The organism is Curtobacterium sp. PhB142, assembly GCF_004341255.1.
GTDB lineage: Bacteria > Actinomycetota > Actinomycetes > Actinomycetales > Microbacteriaceae > Curtobacterium.
Genome location: NZ_SLUT01000003.1, coordinates 105,905 through 130,844 on the forward strand (window position 1 = coordinate 105,905; position 24,940 = coordinate 130,844).

The window sequence follows — 24,940 nt, forward strand, 5'->3', positions numbered from 1 at the left end:
GACGATCGTTGGCCACCGAAACCCGCGCCGCAGTACCCGCAGCCGACTCCGCTGCCCCCGCGCCCCGCGCCGGCGGCAGACTCGAGTTCCCCTACCTGGACGGACTCCGGGGGCTGGCCGCACTCGCGGTGGTCTTCTACCACGCGTACCTCTTCACCGGGACGACCGGCACCGGCCCGACCGAGCTGCCCTGGCTGCGCCCGATCATCGGCTGGGGCTACCTCGGCGTCCCGCTCTTCATCGTGCTGTCCGGCTACGTGCTCATGCTGCCGGTGCTGACCCGGTTCGACCGCTACCGTCTGCCCGGCGGGTTCTGGAAGTTCGTCTGGCGTCGCGCCCGACGCATCATCCCGCCGTACTGGGCGTCGCTCGTGCTGTTCGCCCTGCTGATCCTGTTCGTCCCCGTGCTCGGTCAGCCGGGTGGCACGCAGTGGGACACGAAGCTGCCGATGGGCTGGGGCACGTTCCTGACCCACTTCTTCCTGGTGCACGACTTCTTCCCGCAGTACATCGGCAAGATCAACGGCCCGATGTGGACGGTCGCGGTCGAGTGGCAGATCTACTTCCTGATGCCGCTGCTGATCCTGCCGCTGTGGCGGGTCTTCGGCGGGTGGGCGACGGCGTCGAGCCTGGTCCTGATCGGCATGTGGATGGGCGCCGAGAGCCGTTACTCGTTCATGCACCCGTGGTTCGTCGGCCTGTTCGCGGTGGGGATGCTCGCCGCCGAACTGACCGTGAAGGCCCGCGACGAGCACCTGTCCGGCGTGGTCCGCGAGCGCTCGAAGCTCGGCGGCCCGCGGTGGGCGAGCGGAGCGTTCGTCGGCGCCATGGTCCTCGGGACCCTGCTCGTGTTCTTCCGCAACCGCGACTACTGGCAGCACCAGACCTGGCCGTCCGAGGTCGTCACCGGCATCCTCGCCGGCATCCTGCTCACCTGGATGGGACGCCAGGCGGTCACCGGCAACCACACCTGGCTCGCCCGCTTCTTCGCCTGGAAGCCGTTCGTGCTCGCCGGTCTGGTGTCGTACTCGATCTACCTGTTCCACAGCCCGCTGCTGGGCCTCGGCAACCTGCTGCTCCTGCCCCTCGGCCTGTACCCGAAGTACCAGTTCCTGATGATGGTGTTCGTCGTGATCCCGGTCGTGATCGGCATCTGCATCGGCTTCTGGTGGCTCGTCGAGCGCAACTTCATGAACCGCCGGCAGAAGCACGCCACGGCCGAGGTCTCGCACCGCGGCCGCCTGCCCGAGGTCGAGAGCGACGGCGCCACCACCGACGCGAGCAGCGGCGTCGCGCGCTGACGTCCTGCGCGTGGCGGACAGCACGGTCGCTCGCCAGGTAGCATCGCTCGGACCGCGGCGTGGGTGATACAGGGGCCCACGGCATCTCGACAGGGAAGACGAGACCACATGCGCGCACCGATCACCACGATCCTCGGACTCGGCACCGCTGCCGCCGTCGCCGGGGCCATCACCTTCGGCAGCGGGACGGCGGTCGCCGAGACCGCCCCGGCCACGCCGGCACCGACTGCGACGACGACAGCGGCGGCGACACCCGCCCCCACCGCGACCGCTGCACCTGCTGCACCCGCCGCACCCGCGGCCGACCAGCTCTCCATCGCCGAGATGGACCGCACCGGGAACCACACCATGGGGGCCGGCATCGCCGCCCACGCCGGAGAGTCACACGTCACGGTCACCGCGCCGGACAGCGCCGCCGGTGGCGTGAGCGCCCAGTCGCTGAGCACCTCCTCCGCCGCCACCGCCTCCGGCCCACCACCGGGACGCGTCCAGGGCTTCGACATCAGCGCCTGGCAGCCGAGCGTCAACTTCCTGCAGGCGTACCGCAACGGCGCCCGCTTCGCCTACGTCAAGGCGACCGAGGGCACTTCGTACGTCAGCTCGACCTACAAGCAGCAGTACGCCACCGCCAAGCAGCGGAACCTGTACCGCGGCGGCTACGTGTACGCGCAGCCGAGCCAGGCGACCGGCGCCGCGACGGCGAACTACTTCTTCGCGCACGGCGGGCAGTGGAGCAAGGACGGCAAGACCCTGCCGCCCCTGCTCGACATCGAGTACGGCAGCGCGGCCCAGGGCACCTGCTACGGCAAGACCTGGGGCCAGATGCGCAGCTGGATCAAGGACTTCTCGAACACCGTCTACAAGAAGATCCACCGCTACCCCGCGATCTACACGACCACCGACTGGTGGAAGCGCTGCACGAACAACAGCAACCAGTTCTCGCAGAACCCGCTGTTCGTCGCGATCTACCCGGTCAAGGACTTCACCACGCCGGGAACGCTCGGGCGGAGCTGGTCGAAGTGGACGTTCTGGCAGTGGGCGTCCAGCGGGGTGCTCCCCGGTGACCAGGACGTCTACCGGAACAACATCACCTACCTGAAGCGCTTCGCGGCCAAGACCGAGTGACGCGCGTCACGCCCTGAGCGGGTTCGGATGACGGACGGGAGGCCCGTGGCGGAGTCGCCACGTGTCTCCCGTCCGCCGCACGGTGCGGACTCCGACACCCGGTGCGCCGTTGCACGCCCGGTGCCGACACACAACCGCGCACCAAGCGGGCAAGCCAGCACCGGACGACGAGGCACGCACGATGCGCAGCCCACGCACCACGCGCCGGCGAGCTTCGCCCGGACGGACCGGGAGGCCCGTGGCGGTGTCGCCACGGGCCTCCCGTCCGTCATCGGCTCACGATCGCGAGCCGCGCATGTCAGCGGACGTCGCGGGTCGCCTCGGCGAAGTCGGCGTCGAGCGCGGTCGCCATCCGGGCCACGCCCTCGGCGAGCTGCGCGCGGACCGCGTCGCGGTCGGCGTCGAGCCGCTCCAGCTGCGCCGTCACGTCGTCGACGAACGTCGGCTCGAGTGCTGCTTCGATCGGCTTCGAGAACTCCTGCTGGCCCATCTGCTCGAAGAACAACCGGCCCTTGTCGACGTAGTAGAGCACCGCGGCGGGGACGCCGGCGATGGTCGCGACGATCGCGGAGTGCAGGCGGCTCGCCAGGAACAGGCGGCTGCGGGACATCAGGCCCGCGTACTCGGACGGCGAGAACTCGTCGGCCTCGACCACGTGGGTGCGGTCAGCGTGCCGCATGAGGGCGATGACCTCGCGGGCGAAGGCGGCGTCGCCCTCCGACGCCTCCATGTGCATCGGGTAGAACACGACGTCGGCGTCCCAGCGGTCGATGACGCGGTCGGCCAGGTCGGCGACGGCCTGGCGGTAGGTGACGAGCTTGTCGCTGTCGACGCCGGTCTGCCGGAAGCGCTTCGGCAGGAAGCGGAACGGGATCCAGCCGCTGCGCTTGTAGTGGAACCAGCGGCGGACGCCGAAGCCGATCGAGCCCTCGAGACGCTCGGCGGTCAGTCCGGTGGTGCGCTCGAGCCGTTCGAGCACGTCGGCGTCGGGCGTGGTGACGGTCCCGACGACGGCCGGGTCGAACGAGGACACGATCGGCGTGCGGACGCCCCACGCCAGGAGCTTCTCGCGGGACTCGTCGTCGCGGACGGCGAACGAGCGGCACAGGTCGACGGTGGCGCGGATCAGGCGCTTGCTGACGCCGGCGGTGGTCGGACCGATGCCCTGGAAGGCTCCGATCAGGTTCTTGTTCACCGCGCGGACGAGCAGCATCTTGCCGAACCAGTACACGAGGCCGAGCTTGTTCGTGTAGTCCTTGAGGATCTCGCCGCCGCCCCACAGGACGACGTCGGCGCTGCGCGCGGCACGCAGCAGGGCGAACAGGTCGCCGATGCCGGTGCTGTACGGCGAGACCGGCAGGAACCGGATCCCGAACCAGGCGGCGTCCCGCTCGGGGTACTGCGACAGGGAGACGATCTCGGCGTCCGGCCACCGCCTGCGGACCAGCTCGACGTTGCCGGCGAGGATCGCCCGGTCCCCGCGGTTGTGGGGCGAATCGCTATTGTGGATCAGAACGCGCACGGGTGGAGAGCCTACCGGACCGTCCCCCGCGACCCCCGGAAAGGCACGATGTCCCGCCCCACCCCCTCCGCCCGTCCCCGCCTGCTCGTCCTCGGCTCGACGTTCCCGGCCCGTCCGGACGACGGCGTGCCGGCGTTCGTGCTCGACCTCGCGCACCAAGAGGCCCTCGAGTTCGACACGATGGTGCTCACGCCGCGGGTCCCGGGCGGTGCCACCACCGAACGCATCGGCGACGTCGGCGTCCGGCGGTTCCCGTACTTCCCGAAGGCGTTCGAGGACCTGGCCGACGGCGCGATCCTCGACAACCTCAAGGAACGCCGGTCGCGCATCGTGCAGGTGCCGGCCCTGGTGCTCGCGCAGTGGTTCGCGATCCGCCGCGTGGTCCGCTCCGCGAAGCCCGACGTCATCCACGCGCACTGGGCGATCCCGCAGGCGCTCGTCGCGACGCTCGCGGCCCCGGGGGTCCCCATCGTCGTCACGACGCACGGCGGGGACATCTACGCCCTCCGCGCCGCTCCCCTGGTCCGCCTGAAGCGCTGGGTGTTCGGCCGCTCGGCGCACGTCACCACCGTGAACTCCGAGATGCGCGAGCGGCTGACCGAGTGGGGCGTGCCCGAGGCCCGGTCGACCGTGATCCCGATGGGCGTCGACCTGGGCCCTGCCCGTGACACCCGCGCCCGCGTCCCCGCCCAGGAGCACCACGTCGTGGCGGTCGGCCGGCTCGTCGAGAAGAAGGGCTTCGGCAACCTGATCGAGGCGCTGCGAGGACTCGGCGAGGACGTGCCGTGGCGACTCACCGTCGTCGGCGACGGCCCCTACCGGGCACAGCTCGAGCAGCAGGCCGCCGGATTGCCCGTGACGTTCCTGGGCCAGCGCGGGCGCACCGAGGTGCTCGAGACCCTGGCTGCGGCCACCGTCGTGGCGGTGCCGTCGATCCCCGCGGCGAACGGCGATCGAGAGGGGCTGCCCGTCACCCTGCTCGAGGCCGCTGCCGTCGGTGCCGCGATCGTCGCGAGCGACCTGCCCGGCATCCGCGACGTCGTGCAGGACGACGTGTCCGGGGTCCTCGTGCCCCCCGGTGACGTCCCCGCGCTGCGGACAGCACTGCAGCGCGTGCTCACCGACGACGCCGCACGGGCGCGCTACCAGGAGCAGGCCGTGGTGTCGGCGGCGGAGTTCTCCACCGAACGGATCGGCGAGCGCTACCGGGCGGTGCTGCGCGCGGCCATCGCGTAGGCCACCAGCATCCCGGCGGCGCAGACGACCGCCGCCGCGAACGCGACCACGACGACGGCGCCGGAGTGCCCGACGAGCTCGGAGCCCTCGAACCGGACGAGCGACCAGGTCGGCACGACGGCCGCGGCACCCCACACCAGCACGAGCCACGTCGCCGCACGACGCCAGGCGAGGAAGCCCGCCGCCATCGCGAACGCGATCGGCAGCAGCACCGTGAGCGTGTACCGGTTGAGCGGTGCGCCGCCCCCGGCGGTGTAGCGGATCTCGACGACGACGAACAGCAGCGTGACCACGACGAGCATCGCGACGACGAGGCGGCGCGGCCACCGGTCGTCGTCGGCAGGTGCCCAGGGGCGCAGGCGCCGCAGCACGAGGGCCGCGACGAACAGCAGCACCGGGACGAGCAGGAGCACCCACGGCAGCGGGCTCGCGATCGGCAACGAGCCGCGGTACAGGGCGAAGAGCTGCCGCCAGAAGCCGAGCATCGAGACGACCTCGGCCTCGGAGTAGTGCGGCCGCGGGGTGTACCCGGGCCAGGCGGTCGGCCGGCCGCTGAACGAGCCGGTCAGGGCCTGGTTCCGCAGCCAGAACCACCCGGAGGCGACTGCGGCGGCGAGCACCGGGACCGCCACGACGACGACGCGGGCCCAGACACCGCGGAGCCTGCCGAACCGGACCGTGCGGGCCAGTGCGAACGCGACGACGATCGCCACGAGCCACAGGGCGAACGACAGGCGGGTGGTCGTGCCGGCCGCCGCCACGAGCGCTCCGCCCACGGCGAGCCCCGGTCCGACGCCGGACCGGAGCGCCGCACCGGCGACGCCGCACGCCAGCGCGCAGGTCAGCGCTGCGAGCGAGTCGTTGTACACGACACCGCCCTGCACCACGAGGACGCTCGTCGACGCGGTCACGACGGCCACGGTGCCCGGGAGCCGCACGACCCCGGGGAAGCACCTGGCCGCAGCCCACGCGGCGACCGGCACGATCGCGGCGACGAACACGGCGTTCGCCAGACGGCCGAGCACCACGGCCTGCACCGGGTGCCCGGCGTCGACGAGCGGGCCCATCACCGGGGCGAGCAGCAGGTAGTAGAGCGGCGGGTGCTGTGCGACCCACTGGACGGGCGGTGTCCCACCGAAGCCCGGACGGAACCGGATGCCGTCGGACAGGACCGGCAGCTGGCCGTGCCAGACGCGCAGGACGTAGTCGACGTGGGCCGACTCGTCGACGCTCGCGAGCGGCATCGACGAGAACGTCCGCGCCACCGACGCCGTCAGGACGAGCAGGGTGGCGGCGAGCACGACCGGGGTCGCCCAGTCGCGCCCGCGGAGTCTCCCGGCGGGACGCAGCACGCCGGAGGACAGCCGCCGGAGCCGATCCGCGACGATCGGCGTCAGCGCCCCATGCCGCGGTACGTGAAGCCGGCGGCGGTCCAGGTGTCGCGGTCGAGGCAGTTGCGGCCGTCGATGACGACCGGGCTCGACACCAGGGACGCCACCGTGGTCGCGTCGAGCTCGCGGAACTCGGTCCACTCGGTCAGCACCAGGACCAGGTCGGCACCCGACAGCGCGTCCGCCGCCGTCTCGACGAAGTCGAGCTCCGGGTGCACGCGACGTGCGGTGACGACGGCCTCGGGGTCGTAGGCGGACACCGTGGCACCGAGCTCGTGCAGGCGCGCAGCGATGTCGAGGGCGGGCGAGTCACGGACGTCGTCCGAGTTCGGCTTGAAGGCTAGACCGAGGACCGCGACGCGCTTGCCGCTGACGACCCCGCCGAGCAGCTCCTGCGCCAGCTCGACGACGTGCGCACGACGACGGAGGTTCGTGGCGTCGACGTCGGCCAGGAACGCCAGGGACTCCCCGACGCCGAGCTCGTTCGCCCGGGCCTGGAACGCCCGGATGTCCTTGGGCAGGCACCCGCCGCCGAAGCCGAGGCCGGCGTTGAGGAACTTGCGGCCGATGCGGGCGTCGTGGCCGATGGCGTCGGCGAGCGCGGTGACGTCGGCGCCGGCGACCTCGGCGATCTCGGCCATCGAGTTGATGAACGAGATCTTCGTGGCGAGGAACGCGTTCGCGCTGATCTTGACGAGCTCGGCGGTGGGCAGGTTGACGACGAGCCGGGGGGTGCCGGACGCGAGCGCCTCGGCGTAGACCTCGTCGAGCGCGTCGACGGCGGCCTGCCCGGCGTCACCGTCCGGCACACCGTAGACGAAGCGGTCCGGGCTGATGGTGTCCTGCACGGCGAAGCCCTCACGCAGGAACTCGGGGTTCCAGACGAGGGTCGCCCCGGGCACGGCCTCGGAAACCTCGGCGGCGAGGCGTGCGGCAGTGCCGACCGGGACGGTCGACTTGCCGACGACGAACTCGCCGGCGGACAGGTACGGGGTGAGCGCGGCGACCGCGGCGTTCACGTAGGTCATGTCCGCGGCGCCGGTCGGGCTCTGCGGGGTTCCGACGGCGAGGAAGTGCACGCGGGCACCGGCGACCTCGGCCATGTCGGTGGCGAAGCGGATCCGGCCGGAGGCGAGCGCCTCGGTCAGGATCTCCGGGAGCCCGGGTTCGAAGAAGGGGGCTTCGCCGGCAGCGAGCCGCTCGATCTTCGCCGGGTCGACGTCGACGGCGACGACCTCGTGTCCGAGCTTGGCCATGGAGGCGGCGTGCACGGCACCGAGGTACCCGCAGCCGATGACAGAGATACGCACGACGAAGAAGGTACCGGTTTCTCGTGGGAGTTCCAGCACCCCGGCACCCAGGGTGTCGCGGCGGCGTCAGGCGCGGACGTCGCCCCACGGCGGTCGGTCCGGGCCGCCGACGATCTCGTCCCAGTCCGGCTCGCGGTGCCGCCGCCGGGCCTCGTACGCCTCGACCAGGTCGTGCAGGACGGCCACCACGAGGTCGGCGTGCGGGACGTCCGCGAGCACCACGGCGGGGTCGTCGCCCGGGAACACCAGGACGTCGCCGGAGCGGAACACGCCCTGGAGCCCACGCCGGCGCACCGTCACGTCGTACCCGCGGGAGTGCAGGAGCTCCTGCCGGGTCCGGGTGCCGAGCCCGTGCACGACGACGAGCCGCCGGGTCGTGACGACGTACCGCTCGGACATCCAGCGGAACAGCGGCACGGCGCCGCCGAACACCACGAGCACCACGACGAGTCCAGCGACGACGACGTTCAGCCACGCCAGCTGCGCCTGGAACACCCCGAACCCGAACCCGCCGGCGACCACGACCAGCACGACGAACACCGCCGGGCGCACGAGCCGACGAGCGTGCGGTCGCAGGCGAGCGACGACGCGTTCGGGCGGCGGCTCGGCGGTCATGCCGTCATGCATACCGCAGGTGGGTGACGTCCCCCACGGCGACGCCCCTGGAGTCACCCGCTCGATCCCGGATCGTGATGCGGCCCTCGTCGTCGATGCCGGTGGCGTCGGCCTCCTCCACGGTGCCGTCGGGCAGCTCGAGGCGGATGCGGCGACCGATCGTGCCGCACGCGGCGCGGACGTGGGACCGGACCGACTCGGCGGCTGGACCGCCGGCGACCAGGCCGGCCACAGCCTCCAGGACGGCTGCCCGGAAGGCGGACAGGACCGCGTCGGCCAACGCGGGGGCGTCGTCGACCGCGCCCGCCACGAGCAGCGACGTCGACGTCGGGGTCGGCAGGCGGTCGGCGGGGATCGTGAGGTTCACGCCGGCGCCGACCACGATGCTGCCGTCGGAGGCGACCTGGCAGAGGATGCCGCACACCTTGTCGCCCGCGACCTGGACGTCGTTCGGCCACTTGACGGCGACGTCGGCGCCGGCGGGCAGCACCCGTGCGATCGCGCCACGCATGGCGGCGCCGGCGACGAGGGGCAGCCAGCCACGGTCGTGGTCGGCGAGGTCGGCGCGCACGAGCAGGCTCGCGGCCAGCGCCTCACCCGCCGGTGCGCTCCACGTGCGGTCGAGGCGTCCCCGGCCCGCGGTCTGGTGGAGCGTCGCGACCATGCTGCCGTGCTGCTGCTCGGGTGCCACGGCGAGCAGGTCGGCGTTGGTCGAGCCGGTCTCGTCGGGGACGGTGAGGGTCGCGCCCGTCGACCGGACCGCTTCGCTGGTGGCGGGGAACGACGACGACGGGGATGTGGACATGCACGCAAATGTACGGGCAGGAACCGTGGGGGTCCTCCAACCGGCCCCGACGTCGCCGCCGGTAGGGTGAGCGGGTGACTTCAGGAGACACCCCCGATCTCTCGACGACGGCAGGCCGGCTGGCCGACCTCCGCGAGCGGTACCACGAGGCCGTGACCGCTGCGGGCGAGTCCGCGATCGCCAAGCAGCACGCCAAGGGCAAGGGCACCGCGCGCGAACGCATCGAGCAGCTGCTCGACGAGAACTCCTTCGTGGAGTTCGACGAGTTCGTCCGCCACCGCACCACCTCGTTCGGCATGGACGCCAAGCGCCCCTACGGCGACGCGGTCGTCACCGGCGTCGGCACGATCCACGGCCGCAACGTCGCCGTGTACGCGCAGGACTTCACCGTCTTCGGCGGCTCGCTCGGCGAGGTCGCCGGCGAGAAGATCATCAAGGTGATGCAGCACGCGCTGAAGACGGGCGTACCGATCATCGGCATCCTCGACTCCGGCGGGGCCCGGATCCAAGAAGGCGTGGTCGCGCTCGGCAAGTACGGCGAGATCTTCCGCCTCAACACCCAGGCGTCCGGCGTCATCCCGCAGCTGTCGATCATCATGGGCCCGGCGGCCGGCGGTGCGGTGTACTCCCCCGCCCTCACCGACTTCGTGATCATGGTCGACAAGACCAGCCACATGTTCGTCACCGGCCCCGACGTCATCAAGACCGTCACCGGCGAGGACGTCGGCTTCGAGGAGCTCGGCGGCGCGCAGACCCACAACGCGGTCTCCGGCGTGGCCCACTACCTGGCCGAGGACGAGACCGACGCGCTCGACTACGCCCGCTCGCTCATCGGGTTCCTGCCGGACAACAACCTGTCCGACGCCCCCGCCTACGACGTCGCCCCGGAGCTCGAGACCACCGACGCCGACCACGAGCTCGACCTCGTGATCCCGGACTCGACGAACCAGCCGTACGACGTCACGACGATCATCGAGCACGTCGTCGACGACGGCGAGTTCCTCGAGGTCCAGCCGCTCTTCGCGCCGAACATCCTGATCGGCTTCGGCCGGGTCGAGGGCCGCACCGTCGGCATCATCGCGAACCAGCCGCAGGCCATGGCCGGCACGCTGAACATCGACGCCGGTGAGAAGGCAGCCCGCTTCGTGCGGTTCTGCGACGCGTTCGGCATCCCGATCCTGACCCTGGTCGACGTGCCCGGCTACCTGCCCGGCACCGACCAGGAGTGGACCGGGGTCATCCGCCGCGGCGCGAAGCTGCTGTACGCCTACGCCGAGGCCACCGTCCCGCTCGTCACCGTCATCACGCGCAAGGCCTACGGCGGCGCGTACATCGTGATGGGGTCGAAGCAGCTCGGCGCGGACATCAACCTGGCATGGCCGACCGCCGAGATCGCGGTCATGGGCGGTCAGGGCGCCGTCAACATCCTCTACCGCGCCGAGATCAAGCGCGCCGAGGAGTCCGGCGAGGACGTCGCTGCGGTCCGCACGAAACTCGCGAACGAGTACACCTACAACGTCGCGTCGCCGTACCTGGCGGCCGAGCGCGGTGAGCTCGACGGCATCATCCAGCCGCACGCCACCCGCGTCTCGGTCATCAAGGCCCTGCGTGCCCTGCGCGGCAAGCGTGCGACGCTGCCGCCCAAGAAGCACGGGAACATCCCCCTCTGATGGGTGCGCACTGATGGGTCGTCACGCAGCTCCGGTCCCCTCGGACGAGCCCGCATCGGTGGCCGACGTCCGGGTGGTCTCCGGTGAGCCCACCCCCGAGGAGCTCGCAGCGGTCGTCGCCGTGCTGCAGCGCCAAGCCGACGAGGCTGCGGCAGCCGGTCGCGCCGAGGTCGTCGACGAGCCGCGCACCGGGTGGCAGGCCTCGGCCCGCGGCCTGCGTCGCCCGCTCGACCACGGCCCCGGCGCCTGGGGCCGTTCGCTCCGCTGACGGACCTTGGCCTCCCTGTACCCCTGGTGTCCCCGACCCGGCGGACGTTGCAGGCTGCACTTCCCGGTCGGTATCCCCTCGCACGGGGGACACGAAACGCCGAAGAGGACCGGAAATGCCGAATTTGTCCCCCATAATGACGACTGACACAGGGGTTGTGGGTTGGCATAGTTACTGGTGTTCGGTGTCCTTCAACGAAGAACATCGCAGGTCGGTGGCCGACTAGGGTACGACGCCACCGCCCGCTGCGAGGCAGGGCGACATTCGGGTTGTCGCTCAGCCTCGGGTCGTGAACGGGCCGGTCGGATACGACCGGCCCGTTCCCCGTTTCCGGGGGCGTTCGCGTCGGCCGTCGTCGATGCGGAACGACATCCTCGACGTCGTGCGGCGTCCACAGTGTCGTCCCCCGGCGCCTGCAACAGTTGCACGCGCGCACGAGCGACACCCCCGACGTCGTACGACGTCCGTGTTGTCGCGTCAGCCGTCGGCGCCAGCCCGGCGCGACCACGGTGCGGCCAGGAGGCCCGTGGCGGCGCCGCCACGCGCCTCCCGACCGCTGCGTCCCGCGTCCACCGCCGCGCGCGCGTCCCACGGACCCGGAACGACGTCCTCGACGTCGTACGACGTCGACGTAGTCGTCCGCACGCGGACACAACAGTTGCGCGCGCGCACGAGCGACACCCTCGATGTCGTACGACATCGACCTTGTCGCTTCCGTCTCGCCGCGCGCGACGCCGCACACGACCACGCGCGAGCGGGCGCAGCGCGCCTCAGGCGGGCTCGTGCCGCGGGATCTCGAGCCAGAGGGCCACGGAGTCGTCCTCGTCGCCGTCGTCGTCCTCCATGCCCGCTCCGAGGGCGGCGGACTCGCTCGCGGCCGTGTCGAGCTTGAGCCCGACGACCGTCACCGCGGAGTCGGACCCCTCGCTGACGGTGCGGACGATGACGTTGTCGGCCTCGCGGGCCTGGCGGAGCGCCTCGGCGATGCGGGCGTGGATGCGGCGGACGTCGTCGACCTCGAGCTCGTCGAGACCGCCGTCGTCGTGCAGCTGCACCGTCGCACCCCGGCGGCGCAGGCGCATGACCTCGTCGCGGACGTCCTCGGACAGCAGGGAGCGGCCGCGGATCTCGTCGCGGATGGCCTGCTCGAGGTGCAGGCACTCGGCCCGGTCCGCGTCGTCGAGGTCACCGCACGAGTCGATGATCCGCTGCAGCATCGGCAGCGCCATCCGCGTGGTCTGGCTCAGGCGGAACTGCCGCTCGAAGACGTGGGCGTCCTGCGCCGCCTGCCAGTCGGCGGTCTCCTGTTCAGCGCGCATGAGCTCGCGGGTGTTCCGGATGGCGCGGTTCATGGCGATGGCGAACACCGTGGCGATCGCGACCCAGGCCACGCTGCCGAGCACCCCGAGTGTGCCGAGCGCATCGAGACCGGCCCAGGCGACCGTGTACACGGCGAGGAACAGGACCCCTGCCCAGGCGAACGGGCCGCGTCCCCGCACGACGAGCACGACCATCAGGGTGCCGACGGCGGCGATCCACCACGTGGCGGACCCCGGGCCCTTCGCCAGGTCGACGACCGGCGCCGCGACGAGCGGCATCATGATCGCGGTTGCGAGCGAGAAGCACGCCGTCCAGACCGGCAGGACCTTGCCGGGCACGAACAGTGCGGTGCCGGTGGCCGCGGCGTAGAGGACCATGCAGGCGATGACGGGGCCGACGTCCTGCACGCGCTGCAGCGACGCGACGGCGAGGACCAGGTGGTAGACGGAGAACAGCGACGCCAGGCCGAGCGCGATGCTCGCGGGCAGGGAGACCTTCACGCTGCGGCTCCCGTCATCGTGGGCGTCACGGGCGACCAGGTCAGTTCGATGCGCGTGCCCTCGCCCGGGGCGGTGTGCACCTCGGCACGGCCGTCGACGGCGGCGACGCGCTCGATGATCGACCGCCGCACCCCGAGTCGTTCGGACGGGATCGTCGCGACGTCGAACCCGCGACCGTCGTCACCGACCTCGATGTGCACGCCGTCGTCGTGCTGCTCGACGCGGACCCACCGGGCGACGTCGGGCCCACCGGCGTGCTGGACGCTGTTGACGGCCGCCTGCAGTGCTGCTGACGCGAGGGCGTCGGCGACCGACGCCGGCAGCCGGACCGACCCGGACGGGGCCGGGACGAGCCGGACGGGCGCCGCGAGGGCACCGATCGCCTCGCCGATGCGGGTGCGGAGGTCGGCGAGCGTGACGGGGGTGTCGTCGTCCGGGCCGTCGGCCGCTGCGGCCTCGAGGTGGTCGATGGCGTTCCGTGCCATGCGGGCGGCGAGGGTCTTCGCCTCGAGCGTGTCGGCCCGTGCGGCGGAGAGCAGCGTCGTCAGCACGCTGTCGTGCACGATCGCGTCGACCTGCACGCGCTCCACCTCGACCGCGTGCTCACGGATGGCGTGCGAGTACCGGCGGACCGCGGTCGACTGCGCCGTGTCGACCGACGAAGCGGCACGGCGCAGGACCACGGCGATGACGAGCACCGCACCGCTGAGCAGCGCCGTGTAGACGCCGTCGAGCAGCGCACGGACGAGCCCGGCGTCGCCGCCGACCGGGGTGAGCCGGAGGACGACGTAGATCGCCGGCACGAGTGCGGTGTAGATCGTGGCCCGCCAGGTGGCGAAGCCCATGGCCGCCGCGGTCGAGCCGACGGTGCAGAACCACCACGGCCACGGCTGCTGCGTGGACGGGATCGAGTCCTGCACCGTGAGCGGCCACGTGGTCAACGCGACCAGGAAGAGCAGGGCGCAGAGGATCTGCGCGAACTGCGCCACCCGCGGCACGAACGCCGAGACCCCGACCAGGACGAACGACGCCCCGAGCGCGATCGCGACGACCGGGCCCCAGAACGGGTCGAGGTACGGCAACTGGGCGAGGACCGCCGGGGTGTCGACGATGCCGAGGCCGACCGCGGTCATCGCCAGCAGGATCGCGAAGGCACGCTCCACCGACGCCTGCGTGATCGACGCGCGGACGCTGCGCGACGGGTCGGCACCGAACGGCGCGCCGTCCCCGAAGCCGACCGGGTCGCCACCGGGAGCACGACCCGAGCCTGCTGGGACGCGGCCGGCATGGCCAGACGCCGCACCAGCGCCGCCCGACCCGCGGCCGAACCACCGACCGGTCCCCCGACCGGACCCCGGGCCGCTCCCCCGGCGCGACGCCGGCTCAGCCGCGCTCGCCATCGTGTTCAGCGACCGTCACCGTCGGGGTCGATGCCCGAGTCGAGACCGGGGAGGATGCCGTCCTCGACCGCCCGCCGCAGGAGGTCGACCTTCGTCGGGGCCGGGCGACCGACCTCGACGTACTTCACGCGGATGCGGTCGAGGTACTCACGAGCCGTGGAGTACCCGATGCCGAGTTGCTGCGCCGCCAGCTTGAGCGGCAGGCCCGAGGCGTACAGGTGCAGGATCTCGCGCTCGCGCCGGCCGAGCTGGGCCTTCGCGAAGTCGCGGTCGGCGTCGATGGCGCTCGCCCACTCGAGGTTGTTCAGCACGTCACCACGGGCGACGGTGGCGACCGCTGCCATCACCGTCTTCGTGGCGGACGACTTCGGGATGACACCGGCAGCCCCTGCTGCGAGTGCCTCACGGACGTTGGCGACGCGGTCCGCGATGGAGTGCACGAGCACGGCGGAGCCGGTCCCCTGCACGCCCTTGACGTTCTCGGTCACGGTCGAGCCGTCACCGAGGGACAGGTCGAGGACGACGACGTCGACCTCGCGCCCGTCGAGGTTCTGGACGTACTCGGGCACGCTCGCGGCGGTGAGCACCACCTCGAAGCCCTCGTTCTGGCATGCCGCCTGGATCCCGAGTCGCACGGACTCGTGGTCGTCCACGATCGCGACCCGGACCGGCCTGGTGGCCGTGCCCGACGTCTCGGCTGCGGTTGTCGTTCCTGCTCCCACTGTGGCCTCTCGTTCCGATGTGCGTCCCCGGCCCCTGAAACCGGATCGCCATCAGCGCCCAGGATACCCAGGCTGGACTCAGGTCCGGGGAAACCGGACGCGCCACGCGGACGAAACCGCCCGGTTGCCCGTCAGCGCGCGGGCGTCAGGCGCGCCACGGCCTCCATGTGGTGGGTGTGCGGGAACAGGTCGAACGCCCGCAGCGCCTCGAGCTTGTACCCCAGGTCGGCGAACGTCGCGACGTCGCGGGCGAGCGCGACCGGGTCACAGGCGACGTAGACGACCTGCGACGGGTGCAGGGCCGCGATCTGCTCGACGACCTGACGACCGGCACCGGCGCGCGGCGGGTCGAGGACGATCGTGCCGGCGCGGAACCGGTCCTTCTCGGCGCGCGAGGCGTTCGCCACCGTGTTCGCGAGCCAGCGGTCGACCCGGCCGGTCTCGGCGCGCGCGCCGAGCCACTCGGCGAGGTTCTCCTGCGCGTGCTCGGTCGCGCGTGCGGCGCTCTCGACGCTCGTGAGGCGCGCCTTCGGGCCGACGAGGTCGCCGAGTGCGGCGGCGAGCAGGCCGACGCCGCCGTACAGGTCCAGGTGGGTGCCCTCGGGGTCGAGTCGGTCGCGGTCGACCAGGTCCTGCACGGCCTCGGTGAGCACCGACGCCGCGGCACGGTGCACCTGCCAGAAGCCGTTGTCGTCCACCGCGAAGGTGCGCTCCCCCACGACCTCGGTCACCACGGTGGGCTTCTGCTCGTCGATGACGAGGCGCGCCCCCTCGGAGCCGCTCGGTGCCAGCACGTCGATGACCGACGAGCCGGGCATCACGCCACGGCCGAGCGGCGCGCTCTCCTGCACGGCGTCGTTCGCGAGCGGCAGGCTGGTGACGGGGATGACCGAGTGCGAGCGTGCGGCGAACGGGCCGGCGGTGCCGTGCTCGTCGACGTGCAGCCGGACCCGGGTGCGCCAGCCGAGGCCGTTCGCGGCGTCGTCACCGGGTGCGGCCTCGACGACGACGTCCGAGCCGAGCACCGATGCCAGGTCCGTGTGCGCGAACCGCGAGAACGAGTCGACGAGCACGTCGTGCTTCAGCGTGCGCTGGTGTGCGAGGGCGATGTGGCCGAACTCGGCACCGCCCGGGCGCGTCTCGGGGTCGCGGTCGAGCGCGGCCTCGGCCCAGACGTGGTCGACGCGGTGCTCGCTCGGCGTGACGACACTGACGGTGTCGGCGCGCCAGAACGACTTCTTCCGGTCCTCGGTCACCCGGGCGACGACGCGCTCCCCGGGGATCGCGTCCGTGACGAAGACCACCCGGCCTTCGTGCCGTGCCACCGAGATGCCGCCGTGGGCGATCCCGGTGACGTCGAGTTCGAGCAGCGTTCCGACGGATTCACCCATGGTTCGATGGTCCCATGCGTCTGTACCTCGCGAGTACATCCCCCGCCCGCCGAGCACTCCTCGCCCAGTCCGGGATCGAGCCCGTGCTCGTGTCGCCCGGGGTCGACGAGGACGCCGCGGCGTCCGCGGCCGCCGCCGCACTCGGCCGTGACCTGACCGGCCCGGAGCTCGTGTCGCTGCTGGCCGTCGCCAAGGCATCAGCCGTCGCGGACGCCGACGTCGCCGGGTCGCCGGTCGACGGCTTCGTGTTCGGCGGCGACTCCGCCTTCGAGGTCGACGGGCGCCTGTACGGCAAGCCGCACGACCCGTCGGTGGCCCGGGAGCGCTGGCGGCAGATGCTCGCCGCCGGCGGCGGGACGCTGTGGAGTGGACACTGCGTGATCGATCGACGACGCGACGACCGGCGCCGCGACCTGGACCCGGCCACGGGGCGGACGGGAGGCCCGGATGCGGGCCGCCCCGCGCCTCCCGTCCGCAGCCTGGTGACGTCTCCTGCCGGCGTGCCGGTGCTGGGGGACGTCGCGCCCGGCGGGTCGGCCCTGGCCGCCGGTGGCGACCGCGTGGTCGCCGTGGACAGCGCCGCGCTGACGTTCGCCGACGACCTGTCCGCCGAGGAGATCGACGCGTACGTGGCGACGGGCGAGCCGCTCGAGGTCGCGGGGGCGTTCACCATCGACGGGCGGGCGGCGGCGTACATCTCGCGCATCGACGGGGCACCGTCGGCCGTGGTCGGGCTGTCCCTGCCGGTGCTGCGGTCGATGCTGCTCCGCGGCTTCGGCGTCCGCTGGCACGAGTTCTGGTCACTGTAGACATCCGCACTTGTTCGGCACGGTTCTTTGTGGGTGCCAGTCAATTCGTGCTCCCGTTGCACGAATACGCTGATGTCTCATGCCCCGTATCAGCAAGGTCCTCATCGCGAACCGCGGCGAGATCGCCGTCCGCATCATCCGCGCGGCCCGCGACGCAGGCAAGGCATCGGTCGCCGTCTACGCCGACCAAGACCGTGACGCCCTGCACGCCCGCCTCGCCGACGAGGCCTACGCGCTGAACGGCACCACGAGCGCCGACACCTACCTCGTCATCGACAAGATCATCTCGGTCGCCCGACGGTCCGGCGCAGACGCCGTGCACCCGGGCTACGGGTTCCTTGCCGAGAACGCCGACTTCGCCCGTGCCGTCATCGACGCCGGACTGACCTGGATCGGCCCGTCGCCCGACTCGATCGAGCGCCTCGGTGACAAGGTCTCCGCGCGCCACGTGGCCGAGAAGGTCGGCGCGCCGCTCGCCCCCGGCACCATCGAGCCCGTCAAGGACGCCTCCGAGGTCATCGCGTTCGCCGACGAGGTCGGCCTGCCGGTCGCCATCAAGGCGGCCTTCGGCGGTGGTGGCCGCGGCCTGAAGGTCGCACGGACGCGCGACGAGGTCGCCTCGCAGTTCGAGTCGGCGACGCGTGAAGCCATCGCGGCGTTCGGTCGGGGCGAGTGCTTCGTCGAGAAGTACCTCGACAAGCCGCGCCACGTCGAGACCCAGTGCCTGGCGGACGAGCACGGCAACGTCGTCGTCGTGTCGACGCGTGACTGCTCGCTGCAGCGCCGGCACCAGAAGCTCGTCGAGGAAGCACCCGCGCCCTACCTGACGGACGCGCAGCAGGAGCGCCTGTACGAGTCGTCGAAGGCGATCCTGCGCGAGGTCGGCTACGTCGGTGCCGGCACCTGCGAGTTCCTGATCGGCGCCGACGGCACGGTGTCGTTCCTCGAGGTCAACACCCGACTGCAGGTCGAGCACTGCGTGTCCGAAGAGGTCACCGGCATCGACCTGGTGCGCGAGCAGTTCCGCATCGCCGAGGGCGGCGTGCTCGACTACTCCGACCCGACGCCCCGCGGGCACTCGTTCGAGTTCCGCATCAACGGCGAGGACCCGGGCCGCAACTTCTTCCCCGCGCCCGGCCCCGTGCACGCGTTCAACGCGCCGTCCGGCCCCGGTGTCCGCGTCGACTCCGGAGTCGTGAGCGGCGACGTCGTGTCCGGTTCGTTCGACTCCATGCTCGCGAAGCTCATCGTCACCGGTGCCACCCGCGCCGAGGCGTTGGAGCGCTCGCGTCGTGCACTGGCCGAGTTCGAGGTCACCGGCCTGCCGACCGTGCTGCCCTTCCACCGTGCGGTCGTGTCGGACCCGGCGTTCGCCACGGATGACTCCTCGCCGTTCTCCGTGTACACGCAGTGGATCGAGACCGACTTCGTCAACGAGATCCCGGCGTGGAGCGGCTCTCCGGAAGAACTGCCCGCTCCGGCTTCGCGCGACTCGGTCGTCGTCGAGGTGCAGGGCAAGCGCATCGAGGTCACCATGCCGTCGATCGTCGGTGGCGGTGCCGCCGCCGGTGTCGCCGGTCGTCGTCCGGCCGGTCCCTCCGCTCCCCCGAAGCGCCGCTCGTCGGCGGTCAAGGGCGGCATCGCGAAGTCCGGCGGGTCCGTCGCGTCGCCGATGCAGGCGACCGTCGTGAAGCTCGCGGTCGCCGAGGGCGACACCGTGGTGAAGGGCGATCTGCTCGTCGTGCTCGAGGCCATGAAGATGGAGCAGCCCGTGCAGGCCCACAAGGACGGCGTCGTCACCGGCCTGAACGCCCCGGTCGGCCAGACGGTCTCGTCCGGTCACGTGCTGCTCGAGCTGGCGTAGGCGCGCGCGGAGTCGCGGGCCTACGCGGGCCGTCGGCTCGGGTTGCGCCCCGCTGCGGTCATCGCGCCCCGACTCTTCGGGGCGCGATGACCGCCAGAGGGCGCGGCTCGCAGCATGACGCCAGGCAGTACCCCAGTTCGGACCGAGCGGCACCCCGGCGTCGTGCAGGATCCGTGGGAGCTGCCCCGCGGGCATCGCGTCCGACCACATCACCCGTGCGAAGCCGTTGACCCCACGGCGGCGGCGGAGACGGTCCTCACGGCGCTTCTCGTCGACCAGGGCGTCTGCCGCTGTGCGTCCTCGCCGCGGGTCGTCGTACTTCACCCGGCCGTCGAACTCGACGATCACCCCGGCTTCCGCGAACCACAGGTCCACCCGGTCACTGAGCAGGCCGTCGTGCCGGAACTCCTGCTGCAGTACCGGGTCCGGTGCGCCGAGCACGTGCGCGCCCCACCGTGTGATGCTCTCCCCCGGTGACTCGGCGAGCGGATCCGCGTACTCGACCAGTTCCCGCGCGCGTCGATGCCCGCGAGCACGGCGACTCCCGAGCGCTTCGAGGATCGTCGCCCGCTCGACGCCGCGCCGCAGGACGGCGTCGAGCACGACGATTGCACGCCACGGGTGTTCGCGAAGGGCGACGTCGACCGCGGTTTCGGTCAACGTCGTGACGGGTACACCGTCGACCTCGACGGAGGACGGTCGCCGGCCGGCGCTGCCGATGCGCTGGATGCTCCGCTTGACCTGGCCCCGGTCCCGGGACGGGTCGGTCACCGTGACACGCTCGCCGAACGCCCCGATCCACGGCAGTCCGAGCACGGCGACCGCTGACCGGTGCGACACCACGACGGAGCCCGTCCCGCCGGCGAGCACACTCCGCACGAGCACACTCCGCACGAGCATGCGATGTCGTTCGCGTTCCGTCATCGAGGCCCACTCGCCCGACCCGATGTACGTGCCACGGTGCACCCGGACGAGGGCGCCGGCATCCCCTGCGCGACGGATCGCCGACGCCCGACCGGGGTCCTGCGCGAGGCCGACGGTCGAGATGGGTTCGTGTTCCATGCTCCGATGATCGCGACGCACGGTCCGTCGCGAGCAGGGTCGGCGCGATCTGTGGACAGGCCACGGGGCAGCGCACCCGCTTGCAGGCATCGCGCCCCGAAGAGTCGGGGCGCGATGCCCGCAGCGGGGCGCAACACGAACGAGCGGAGCGCTACCGGGGCGTGACGCGAACGAGCGGGGCGGCGGACGGCGGCGCTACGAGACCAAGGGGCGGACGGACTCCGCGAGGGCGTCGACGAGGCGCTGGGCCTCGGCGGGGGTCTCGGCGACGGTGTCGATGTAGACCTTGACCTTGGGCTCGGTGCCGCTCGGTCGGACGATCACCCGCGCGTCACCGGTCAGGTCGTACCGCAGGATGTCCGACGGCGGGAAGCCCTCCACCCCGTCGACGTAGTCCGTCACGGTGCGGACTTCCAGGCCGCCGAGCGACGACGGCGGCGCGGACCGCAGCGAGGCCATGATCTCGCCGATGCGGGACAGGTCGTCCACGCGGGTCGCGACCTGCCCCGACGCGAACGCCCCGAACTCGGCGGCGAAGGCGTCGAGCTGCCCGGCGATCGACGATCCGGCAGCGGCGAGGTCCGACGCCAACGACAGCAGCGACAGTGCCGCCGAGATGCCGTCCTTGTCGCGCACGACCGACGGGTCCACCAGGTAGCCGAGAGCTTCTTCGTACCCGAAGAGCAGCCCGGGGACCCGCGAGACCCACTTGAAGCCGGTCAGGGTGTCGCGGTACTCCAGACCGTGGCGGGCGGCGACGCGGGCCAGCGCCGGCGACGAGACGATCGACGCCGCGAGGGTGCCCGTGGCGCCGGTCTCCGACGCACGGACGGCAGCCTGCCACCCGAGCAGCCACCCGACCTCGTTGCCGGACAGGCGGCGGTAGGTCGGGTCCCCGGAGTCGGAGACCGCCGGGATCGCGAGCGCCAGCCGGTCGGCGTCGGGGTCGTTCGCGATGACGAGGTCAGCGCCGACGGCGAGCCCGCGGGCGATCGCCAGGTCCATCGCGCCGGGTTCCTCGGGGTTCGGGAACGACACGGTCGGGAACGCACCGTCCGGCTCGATCTGCTCCGGCACGACCGCGGGCGACGCGAACCCGGCGGCGGCGAACACCGCGCGTGCGGTCTCCCACCCGACGCCGTGCATCGCCGTGTAGACGACCTTCGGCTGCTCCTGCGGCGCCAGGGTCGGGGCCGGCACGATGGCGGCCGTCGCGGCCACGTAGGCATCGAGCAGCGCCGAGGACGGGACGGTGTAGTCGGTGCCCCGGGGCAGGTCCGTGATCGACCCGGCAGCGACGGCTTCGATGGCAGCAGCGATCGAGCCGTCGACCGGCGGCACAATCTGCGACCCGTCGTCGTCCTGTCCGAGGTAGACCTTGTACCCGTTGTCGCGGGGCGGGTTGTGGCTCGCGGTGACCATCACCCCGGCGCCGACGTCGAGGTGCCGCACGGCGAACGCGAGCACCGGCGTGGGCAGGGCGACCGGCAGCAGCGTGACCTCGAGCCCGAGGCCGCGCATGACCTCGGCTGAGTCGCGCGCGAAGACGTCGGAGTTCACCCGGCCGTCGTAGCCGATCACGACGCTGCGCGACCGGCCCGTGTCGATCAGGAAGCGTGCGAGACCGGCAGCGGCCTGCGACACGACGACCCGGTTCATGCGGAGCGGGCCGTAGCCGAGCTCGGCGCGGAGTCCGGCAGTACCGAACTGCAGCCGGCCGCCGAACCGCGCGGCCAGGGCCTGCACGGCCGGACCGGAGCCGTCGGACGCGGCGTCGATCGCGGCGGTCAGCTCGTCGCGGGACTGCGGATCCGGGTCCTGCGCGAGCCAGGACCGAGCGGTCCCGAGCACGTGGTCGAGGTCGATCTTCACGACGCCGGCTGCCCGAGGGCGGTCACCACGCGGGCGAGCAGGTCCGCGATCACGGGCTCGGCCTGCTTGCCGGCCTCGAGCACCTCGGTGTGCGAGAGCGGCGTCTTCTGGATGCCGGCGGCGAGGTTCGTGATGAGGGAGAACCCGAGGACCTCCATGCCGGCCTGTCGGGCGGCGATGGCCTCGAGCGCGGTGGACATGCCGACGATGTGTCCGCCGATGGCCTTGGCCATCTGGACCTCTGCCGGGGTCTCGTAGTGCGGGCCGCGGAACTGCGTGTAGACGCCCTCGTCCAGGGACGGGTCGACCGACCGCGCCACGTCACGCAGCCGGGCCGAGTACAGGTCGGTGAGGTCGATGAACGTCGCACCCTCGAGCGGGCTGTCGGCGGTCAGGTTGATGTGGTCGCTGATGAGCACGGGCGTACCGGGCGTCCAGTGCTCCTTGATGCCACCGGCGCCGTTCGTCAGCACCATGACCGTGGCACCCGTGGCCGCGGCGGTGCGGACGCTGTGCACGACCCGGCGGACGCCATGGCCCTCGTAGTAGTGCGTGCGTGCGCCGATGACGAGCGCGTGGCGGCCGTCGGCGAGGCGGATCGACCGGATGGTGCCGGAGTGTCCGGGCACCGCCGAGGCGCTGAACCCGGGGACCTGGTCCGCCGGGATCTCGGCCACGGTCTCACCGATGATGTCGGCGGCCTTGCCCCAGCCCGAGCCGAGGGTCAGGGCGATGTCGTGCCGCTCGATGCCGGACTTCGCGGCGATGACGGTGGCGGCGTCGCGCGCGACCTCGAACGGGTCGGCAGCGGGGTCGTTCAGCGGGTTCTCGGTGCTCATGCCCCAACTCTAAAGGGCCGACGCCCGGCACAGCGGCCGCCGGCGCACCCGCCTCAGTGCTCGCCGAGCGCCCGGTCCACCGCCGCCGTGATCTCACCCTGGTCGAAGTGGTTCCGGATCACGATGACCTCGGCGTAGGTGTCGCCGATCGCCTCGACGAACTCCTGGCTGGTGAGGATCACGTTGGCGTCGTCGGACACGTCGCGCACCGAGGCCACGTCGGCCGCGACGACCGATGCCTGCAGTCCGAGGGCGGACAACGCCTTCTCGGCGTTCACCTTGAGGATCCCGCTCGAGCCGATGCCCGCGCCGCAGATGGTCACGATCTTCACGCGGACACCCCCATGATCGTGCGGACCTCGTCCGCCGTCGTCGCGTCGGCGATCCGCCCCGTGACGGCCTGGTCGTTGAACAGGTTCGCGATCTCGCCGATGGACTCGAGGTGCGTGCCGACCCCGGCGACCGCGAGCCCCAGGACCACGCGGACCGGGTCGTTGTGCGGGTGGCCGAACGCGACCGGCGCTTCGAGGGTCACGACGGCGAGCCCGTCGCCGAGGACCGCGCCACCCGGTCGGGCGTGGGCGAACGCCAGGCCCGGCGAGATCACGATGTACGGCCCGTGTTCCTCGACCATGCCGATCATGGCGTCCGTGTACTCGTCGGTCGCGGCTCCGGACGCGACGAGCGCGCCGCCGGCCAGGCGCATCGCGTCACGCCAGGTGGGCGCGGTGGCCCCGAGGAGCACGGCGGCGTCCGGCAGCGGCGGCAGTCCCATGCGTCAGGCCTCCGAGTACCCGGAGGTGATGGTCGCGATGATCTCCTCGCGGTCCTCGAGCGGCAGGAAGGAGCCGAGCGCCGCGTTGATCTGGAACGCCGCCAGGTCGTCGAGGTCGTAGCCGAACGTGCCGGCGAGCAGTGCGAGCTCCTTCGACAGCGACGTCCCGCTCATCAGGCGGTTGTCGGTGTTCACCGTGACCCGGAAGCCGAGCTGGTAGAGCACGTCGAAGGGGTGGTCGGCGAGGTCGTCGCCCCAGGCCGCGATCGCACCGGTCTGCAGGTTGGAGGACGGCGAGACCTCGAGCGGGATCTCGCGGTCGCGGACCCACGACGCGACCTCGCCGAGGGAGGCCAGCGTCGAGCCGTCACCGGCGTCGGAGAGGGTGACGTCCTCGAAGATCCGGACGCCGTGCCCGAGGCGCAGCGCGCGGCCGTCGACGAGCGCGGACCGGATCGAGGCGAGACCATCCGCTTCGCCCGCGTGGACGGTGACGGGGAACAGCTCGGATGCGAGGTGGTCGAACGCGGCACGGTGGTTCGAGGCGGGGAACCCGGCTTCGGCACCGGCGATGTCGAAGCCGACGACCCCGTTGTCACGGTGCCGGACGGCGAGCTCGGCGATCTCGAGCGAGCGGTCGGCGTGGCGCATCGCGGTGACGAGCTGGCCGACGCGGATGCGCCCGCCCGCGGCGTCGACCGCTTCCTCGATGCCGGCCTGGACGGCCTCGACCGTCTCGTCGAGCGTCAGGCCGCCCTGCAGGTGCTGCTCCGGCGCCCAGCGGACCTCGCCGTACACGACGCCGTCGGCGACCAGGTCCTCGACGAACTCCTTCGCGACGCGGTGCAGCTGCGGAGCCGTCTGCATGACCGAGATGGTGACGTCGAACGTCTTCAGGTACTCGACGAGCGAGCCCGAGTTCGACTGGTCGGCGAACCACTGCCCGAGCTCGGACGGGTCGGTGGTCGGCAGCGTGACGCCCGCGGCATCGGCAAGCGCGACGATCGTCGCGGGGCGCAGGCCGCCGTCGAGGTGGTCGTGCAGCGAGACCTTCGGCAGGTCGTTGATGACCGCTCCGGCGTCGGGCAGGCGGTAGGTCGGGGCGTCGGCGCTCATGCGACCAGGCTATCGGTGGTCAGCGAC

The 24,940-nt window shown here is 72.1% G+C and carries 22 protein-coding genes; 8 read left to right on the forward strand and 14 right to left on the reverse strand.

The features are described from left to right. Positions 1 to 8: 8 nt before the first annotated feature. Together EDF31_RS06720 and EDF31_RS06725 are read left to right on the forward strand one after the other, a co-directional pair. Positions 9 to 1,301: an acyltransferase gene (locus EDF31_RS06720; RefSeq protein ID WP_165901354.1), complete on the forward strand. Its 1,293-nt coding sequence runs from the start codon at positions 9 to 11 to the stop codon at positions 1,299 to 1,301. Positions 1,302 to 1,409: 108 nt separating this feature from the next. Continuing rightward, on the forward strand, positions 1,410 to 2,426 hold the full coding sequence (locus EDF31_RS06725) for a GH25 family lysozyme (RefSeq protein ID WP_131845625.1): 1,017 nt from the start codon (positions 1,410 to 1,412) through the stop codon (positions 2,424 to 2,426). 298 nt (positions 2,427 to 2,724) lie between these two features. On the opposite strand, the gene EDF31_RS06730 is transcribed toward EDF31_RS06725, so the two are convergent. Then, positions 2,725 to 3,948 carry a polysaccharide pyruvyl transferase family protein gene (locus tag EDF31_RS06730; RefSeq protein ID WP_165901171.1) on the reverse strand — a complete coding sequence of 408 codons (1,224 nt, stop codon included), beginning with the start codon at positions 3,946 to 3,948 and terminating at the stop codon, positions 2,725 to 2,727. 48 nt (positions 3,949 to 3,996) lie between these two features. Between EDF31_RS06730 and EDF31_RS06735 the strand changes: the two genes are divergently transcribed. Next, positions 3,997 to 5,184, forward strand: coding sequence for a glycosyltransferase (locus tag EDF31_RS06735; RefSeq protein WP_131845627.1), 1,188 nt, complete (start codon positions 3,997 to 3,999; stop codon positions 5,182 to 5,184). Here the strand turns inward: EDF31_RS06735 and EDF31_RS06740 are convergent. The 4 genes from EDF31_RS06740 to EDF31_RS06755 all read right to left on the reverse strand — a co-directional run bounded on the left by EDF31_RS06740 (position 5,151) and on the right by EDF31_RS06755 (position 9,305). Beyond that, positions 5,151 to 6,536 (reverse strand): hypothetical protein, encoded by a 1,386-nt coding sequence (locus EDF31_RS06740; RefSeq protein ID WP_131845628.1) that lies wholly within the window; start codon positions 6,534 to 6,536, stop codon positions 5,151 to 5,153. The genes EDF31_RS06735 and EDF31_RS06740 overlap by 34 nt on opposite strands. A 41-nt stretch (positions 6,537 to 6,577) precedes the next feature. Next, positions 6,578 to 7,885 carry a UDP-glucose/GDP-mannose dehydrogenase family protein gene (locus EDF31_RS06745; protein ID WP_131845629.1) on the reverse strand — a complete coding sequence of 436 codons (1,308 nt, stop codon included), beginning with the start codon at positions 7,883 to 7,885 and terminating at the stop codon, positions 6,578 to 6,580. 66 nt (positions 7,886 to 7,951) lie between these two features. Beyond that, on the reverse strand, positions 7,952 to 8,500 hold the full coding sequence (locus tag EDF31_RS06750; protein ID WP_165901355.1) for a PH domain-containing protein: 549 nt from the start codon (positions 8,498 to 8,500) through the stop codon (positions 7,952 to 7,954). Positions 8,501 to 8,504: 4 nt separating this feature from the next. After that, complete coding sequence (locus EDF31_RS06755) at positions 8,505 to 9,305, reverse strand: biotin--[acetyl-CoA-carboxylase] ligase (RefSeq protein ID WP_131845631.1); 801 nt, start codon at positions 9,303 to 9,305, stop codon at positions 8,505 to 8,507. Between the two features lie 74 nt (positions 9,306 to 9,379). Between EDF31_RS06755 and EDF31_RS06760 the strand changes: the two genes are divergently transcribed. Further along, positions 9,380 to 10,975, forward strand: coding sequence for an acyl-CoA carboxylase subunit beta (locus EDF31_RS06760; RefSeq protein ID WP_123292198.1), 1,596 nt, complete (start codon positions 9,380 to 9,382; stop codon positions 10,973 to 10,975). 13 nt (positions 10,976 to 10,988) lie between these two features. Then, a complete protein-coding gene (locus EDF31_RS06765) occupies positions 10,989 to 11,243 on the forward strand; it encodes an acyl-CoA carboxylase subunit epsilon (protein WP_123292197.1) in 255 nt (84 codons plus the stop codon). Positions 11,244 to 12,013: 770 nt separating this feature from the next. Here EDF31_RS06765 and EDF31_RS06770 read toward each other — a convergent pair. The 4 genes from EDF31_RS06770 to EDF31_RS06785 form a co-directional block, all read right to left on the reverse strand. Further along, positions 12,014 to 13,063, reverse strand: a complete 1,050-nt coding sequence (locus EDF31_RS06770) for a hypothetical protein (RefSeq protein ID WP_131845632.1) — start codon at positions 13,061 to 13,063, stop codon at positions 12,014 to 12,016. Next, complete coding sequence (locus tag EDF31_RS06775) at positions 13,060 to 14,463, reverse strand: sensor histidine kinase (RefSeq protein ID WP_131845633.1); 1,404 nt, start codon at positions 14,461 to 14,463, stop codon at positions 13,060 to 13,062. Before EDF31_RS06775 ends, EDF31_RS06770 begins: the two co-directional genes overlap by 4 nt. Positions 14,464 to 14,468: 5 nt before the next feature. Next, positions 14,469 to 15,185, reverse strand: coding sequence for a response regulator transcription factor (locus EDF31_RS06780; RefSeq protein ID WP_111086608.1), 717 nt, complete (start codon positions 15,183 to 15,185; stop codon positions 14,469 to 14,471). Between the two features lie 131 nt (positions 15,186 to 15,316). Beyond that, positions 15,317 to 16,576 carry a TRAM domain-containing protein gene (locus EDF31_RS06785; RefSeq protein WP_131845634.1) on the reverse strand — a complete coding sequence of 420 codons (1,260 nt, stop codon included), beginning with the start codon at positions 16,574 to 16,576 and terminating at the stop codon, positions 15,317 to 15,319. 14 nt (positions 16,577 to 16,590) lie between these two features. On the opposite strand from EDF31_RS06785, the gene EDF31_RS06790 reads away from it, so the two are divergent. The 3 genes from EDF31_RS06790 to EDF31_RS06800 all read left to right on the forward strand — a co-directional run bounded on the left by EDF31_RS06790 (position 16,591) and on the right by EDF31_RS06800 (position 20,077). Beyond that, on the forward strand, positions 16,591 to 17,385 hold the full coding sequence (locus tag EDF31_RS06790; protein ID WP_131845635.1) for a Maf family protein: 795 nt from the start codon (positions 16,591 to 16,593) through the stop codon (positions 17,383 to 17,385). A gap of 79 nt (positions 17,386 to 17,464) precedes the next feature. Beyond that, positions 17,465 to 19,249: a biotin carboxylase N-terminal domain-containing protein gene (locus tag EDF31_RS06795; RefSeq protein WP_111086611.1), complete on the forward strand. Its 1,785-nt coding sequence runs from the start codon at positions 17,465 to 17,467 to the stop codon at positions 19,247 to 19,249. 522 nt (positions 19,250 to 19,771) lie between these two features. Then, complete coding sequence (locus EDF31_RS06800; RefSeq protein WP_131845636.1) at positions 19,772 to 20,077, forward strand: hypothetical protein; 306 nt, start codon at positions 19,772 to 19,774, stop codon at positions 20,075 to 20,077. 429 nt (positions 20,078 to 20,506) lie between these two features. Here EDF31_RS06800 and EDF31_RS06805 read toward each other — a convergent pair whose 3' ends face one another. The 5 genes from EDF31_RS06805 to EDF31_RS06825 are packed head-to-tail and all read right to left on the reverse strand — an operon-like array spanning position 20,507 to position 24,913. After that, the gene (locus tag EDF31_RS06805) at positions 20,507 to 22,183 is read right to left on the reverse strand and encodes a phospho-sugar mutase (protein WP_131845637.1); all 1,677 of its coding nucleotides are present in this window, start codon (positions 22,181 to 22,183) and stop codon (positions 20,507 to 20,509) included. After that, positions 22,180 to 23,022 (reverse strand): purine-nucleoside phosphorylase, encoded by an 843-nt coding sequence (locus EDF31_RS06810; protein WP_131845638.1) that lies wholly within the window; start codon positions 23,020 to 23,022, stop codon positions 22,180 to 22,182. Before EDF31_RS06810 ends, EDF31_RS06805 begins: the two co-directional genes overlap by 4 nt. A gap of 53 nt (positions 23,023 to 23,075) precedes the next feature. Next, positions 23,076 to 23,354: a PTS sugar transporter subunit IIB gene (locus EDF31_RS06815; RefSeq protein WP_123292189.1), complete on the reverse strand. Its 279-nt coding sequence runs from the start codon at positions 23,352 to 23,354 to the stop codon at positions 23,076 to 23,078. After that, a complete protein-coding gene (locus EDF31_RS06820; protein WP_131845639.1) occupies positions 23,351 to 23,797 on the reverse strand; it encodes a PTS sugar transporter subunit IIA in 447 nt (148 codons plus the stop codon). The genes EDF31_RS06815 and EDF31_RS06820 overlap by 4 nt, the downstream gene beginning before the upstream one ends. A gap of 3 nt (positions 23,798 to 23,800) precedes the next feature. Further along, a complete protein-coding gene (locus EDF31_RS06825) occupies positions 23,801 to 24,913 on the reverse strand; it encodes an adenosine deaminase (RefSeq protein WP_131845640.1) in 1,113 nt (370 codons plus the stop codon). Positions 24,914 to 24,940 lie beyond the last annotated feature (27 nt).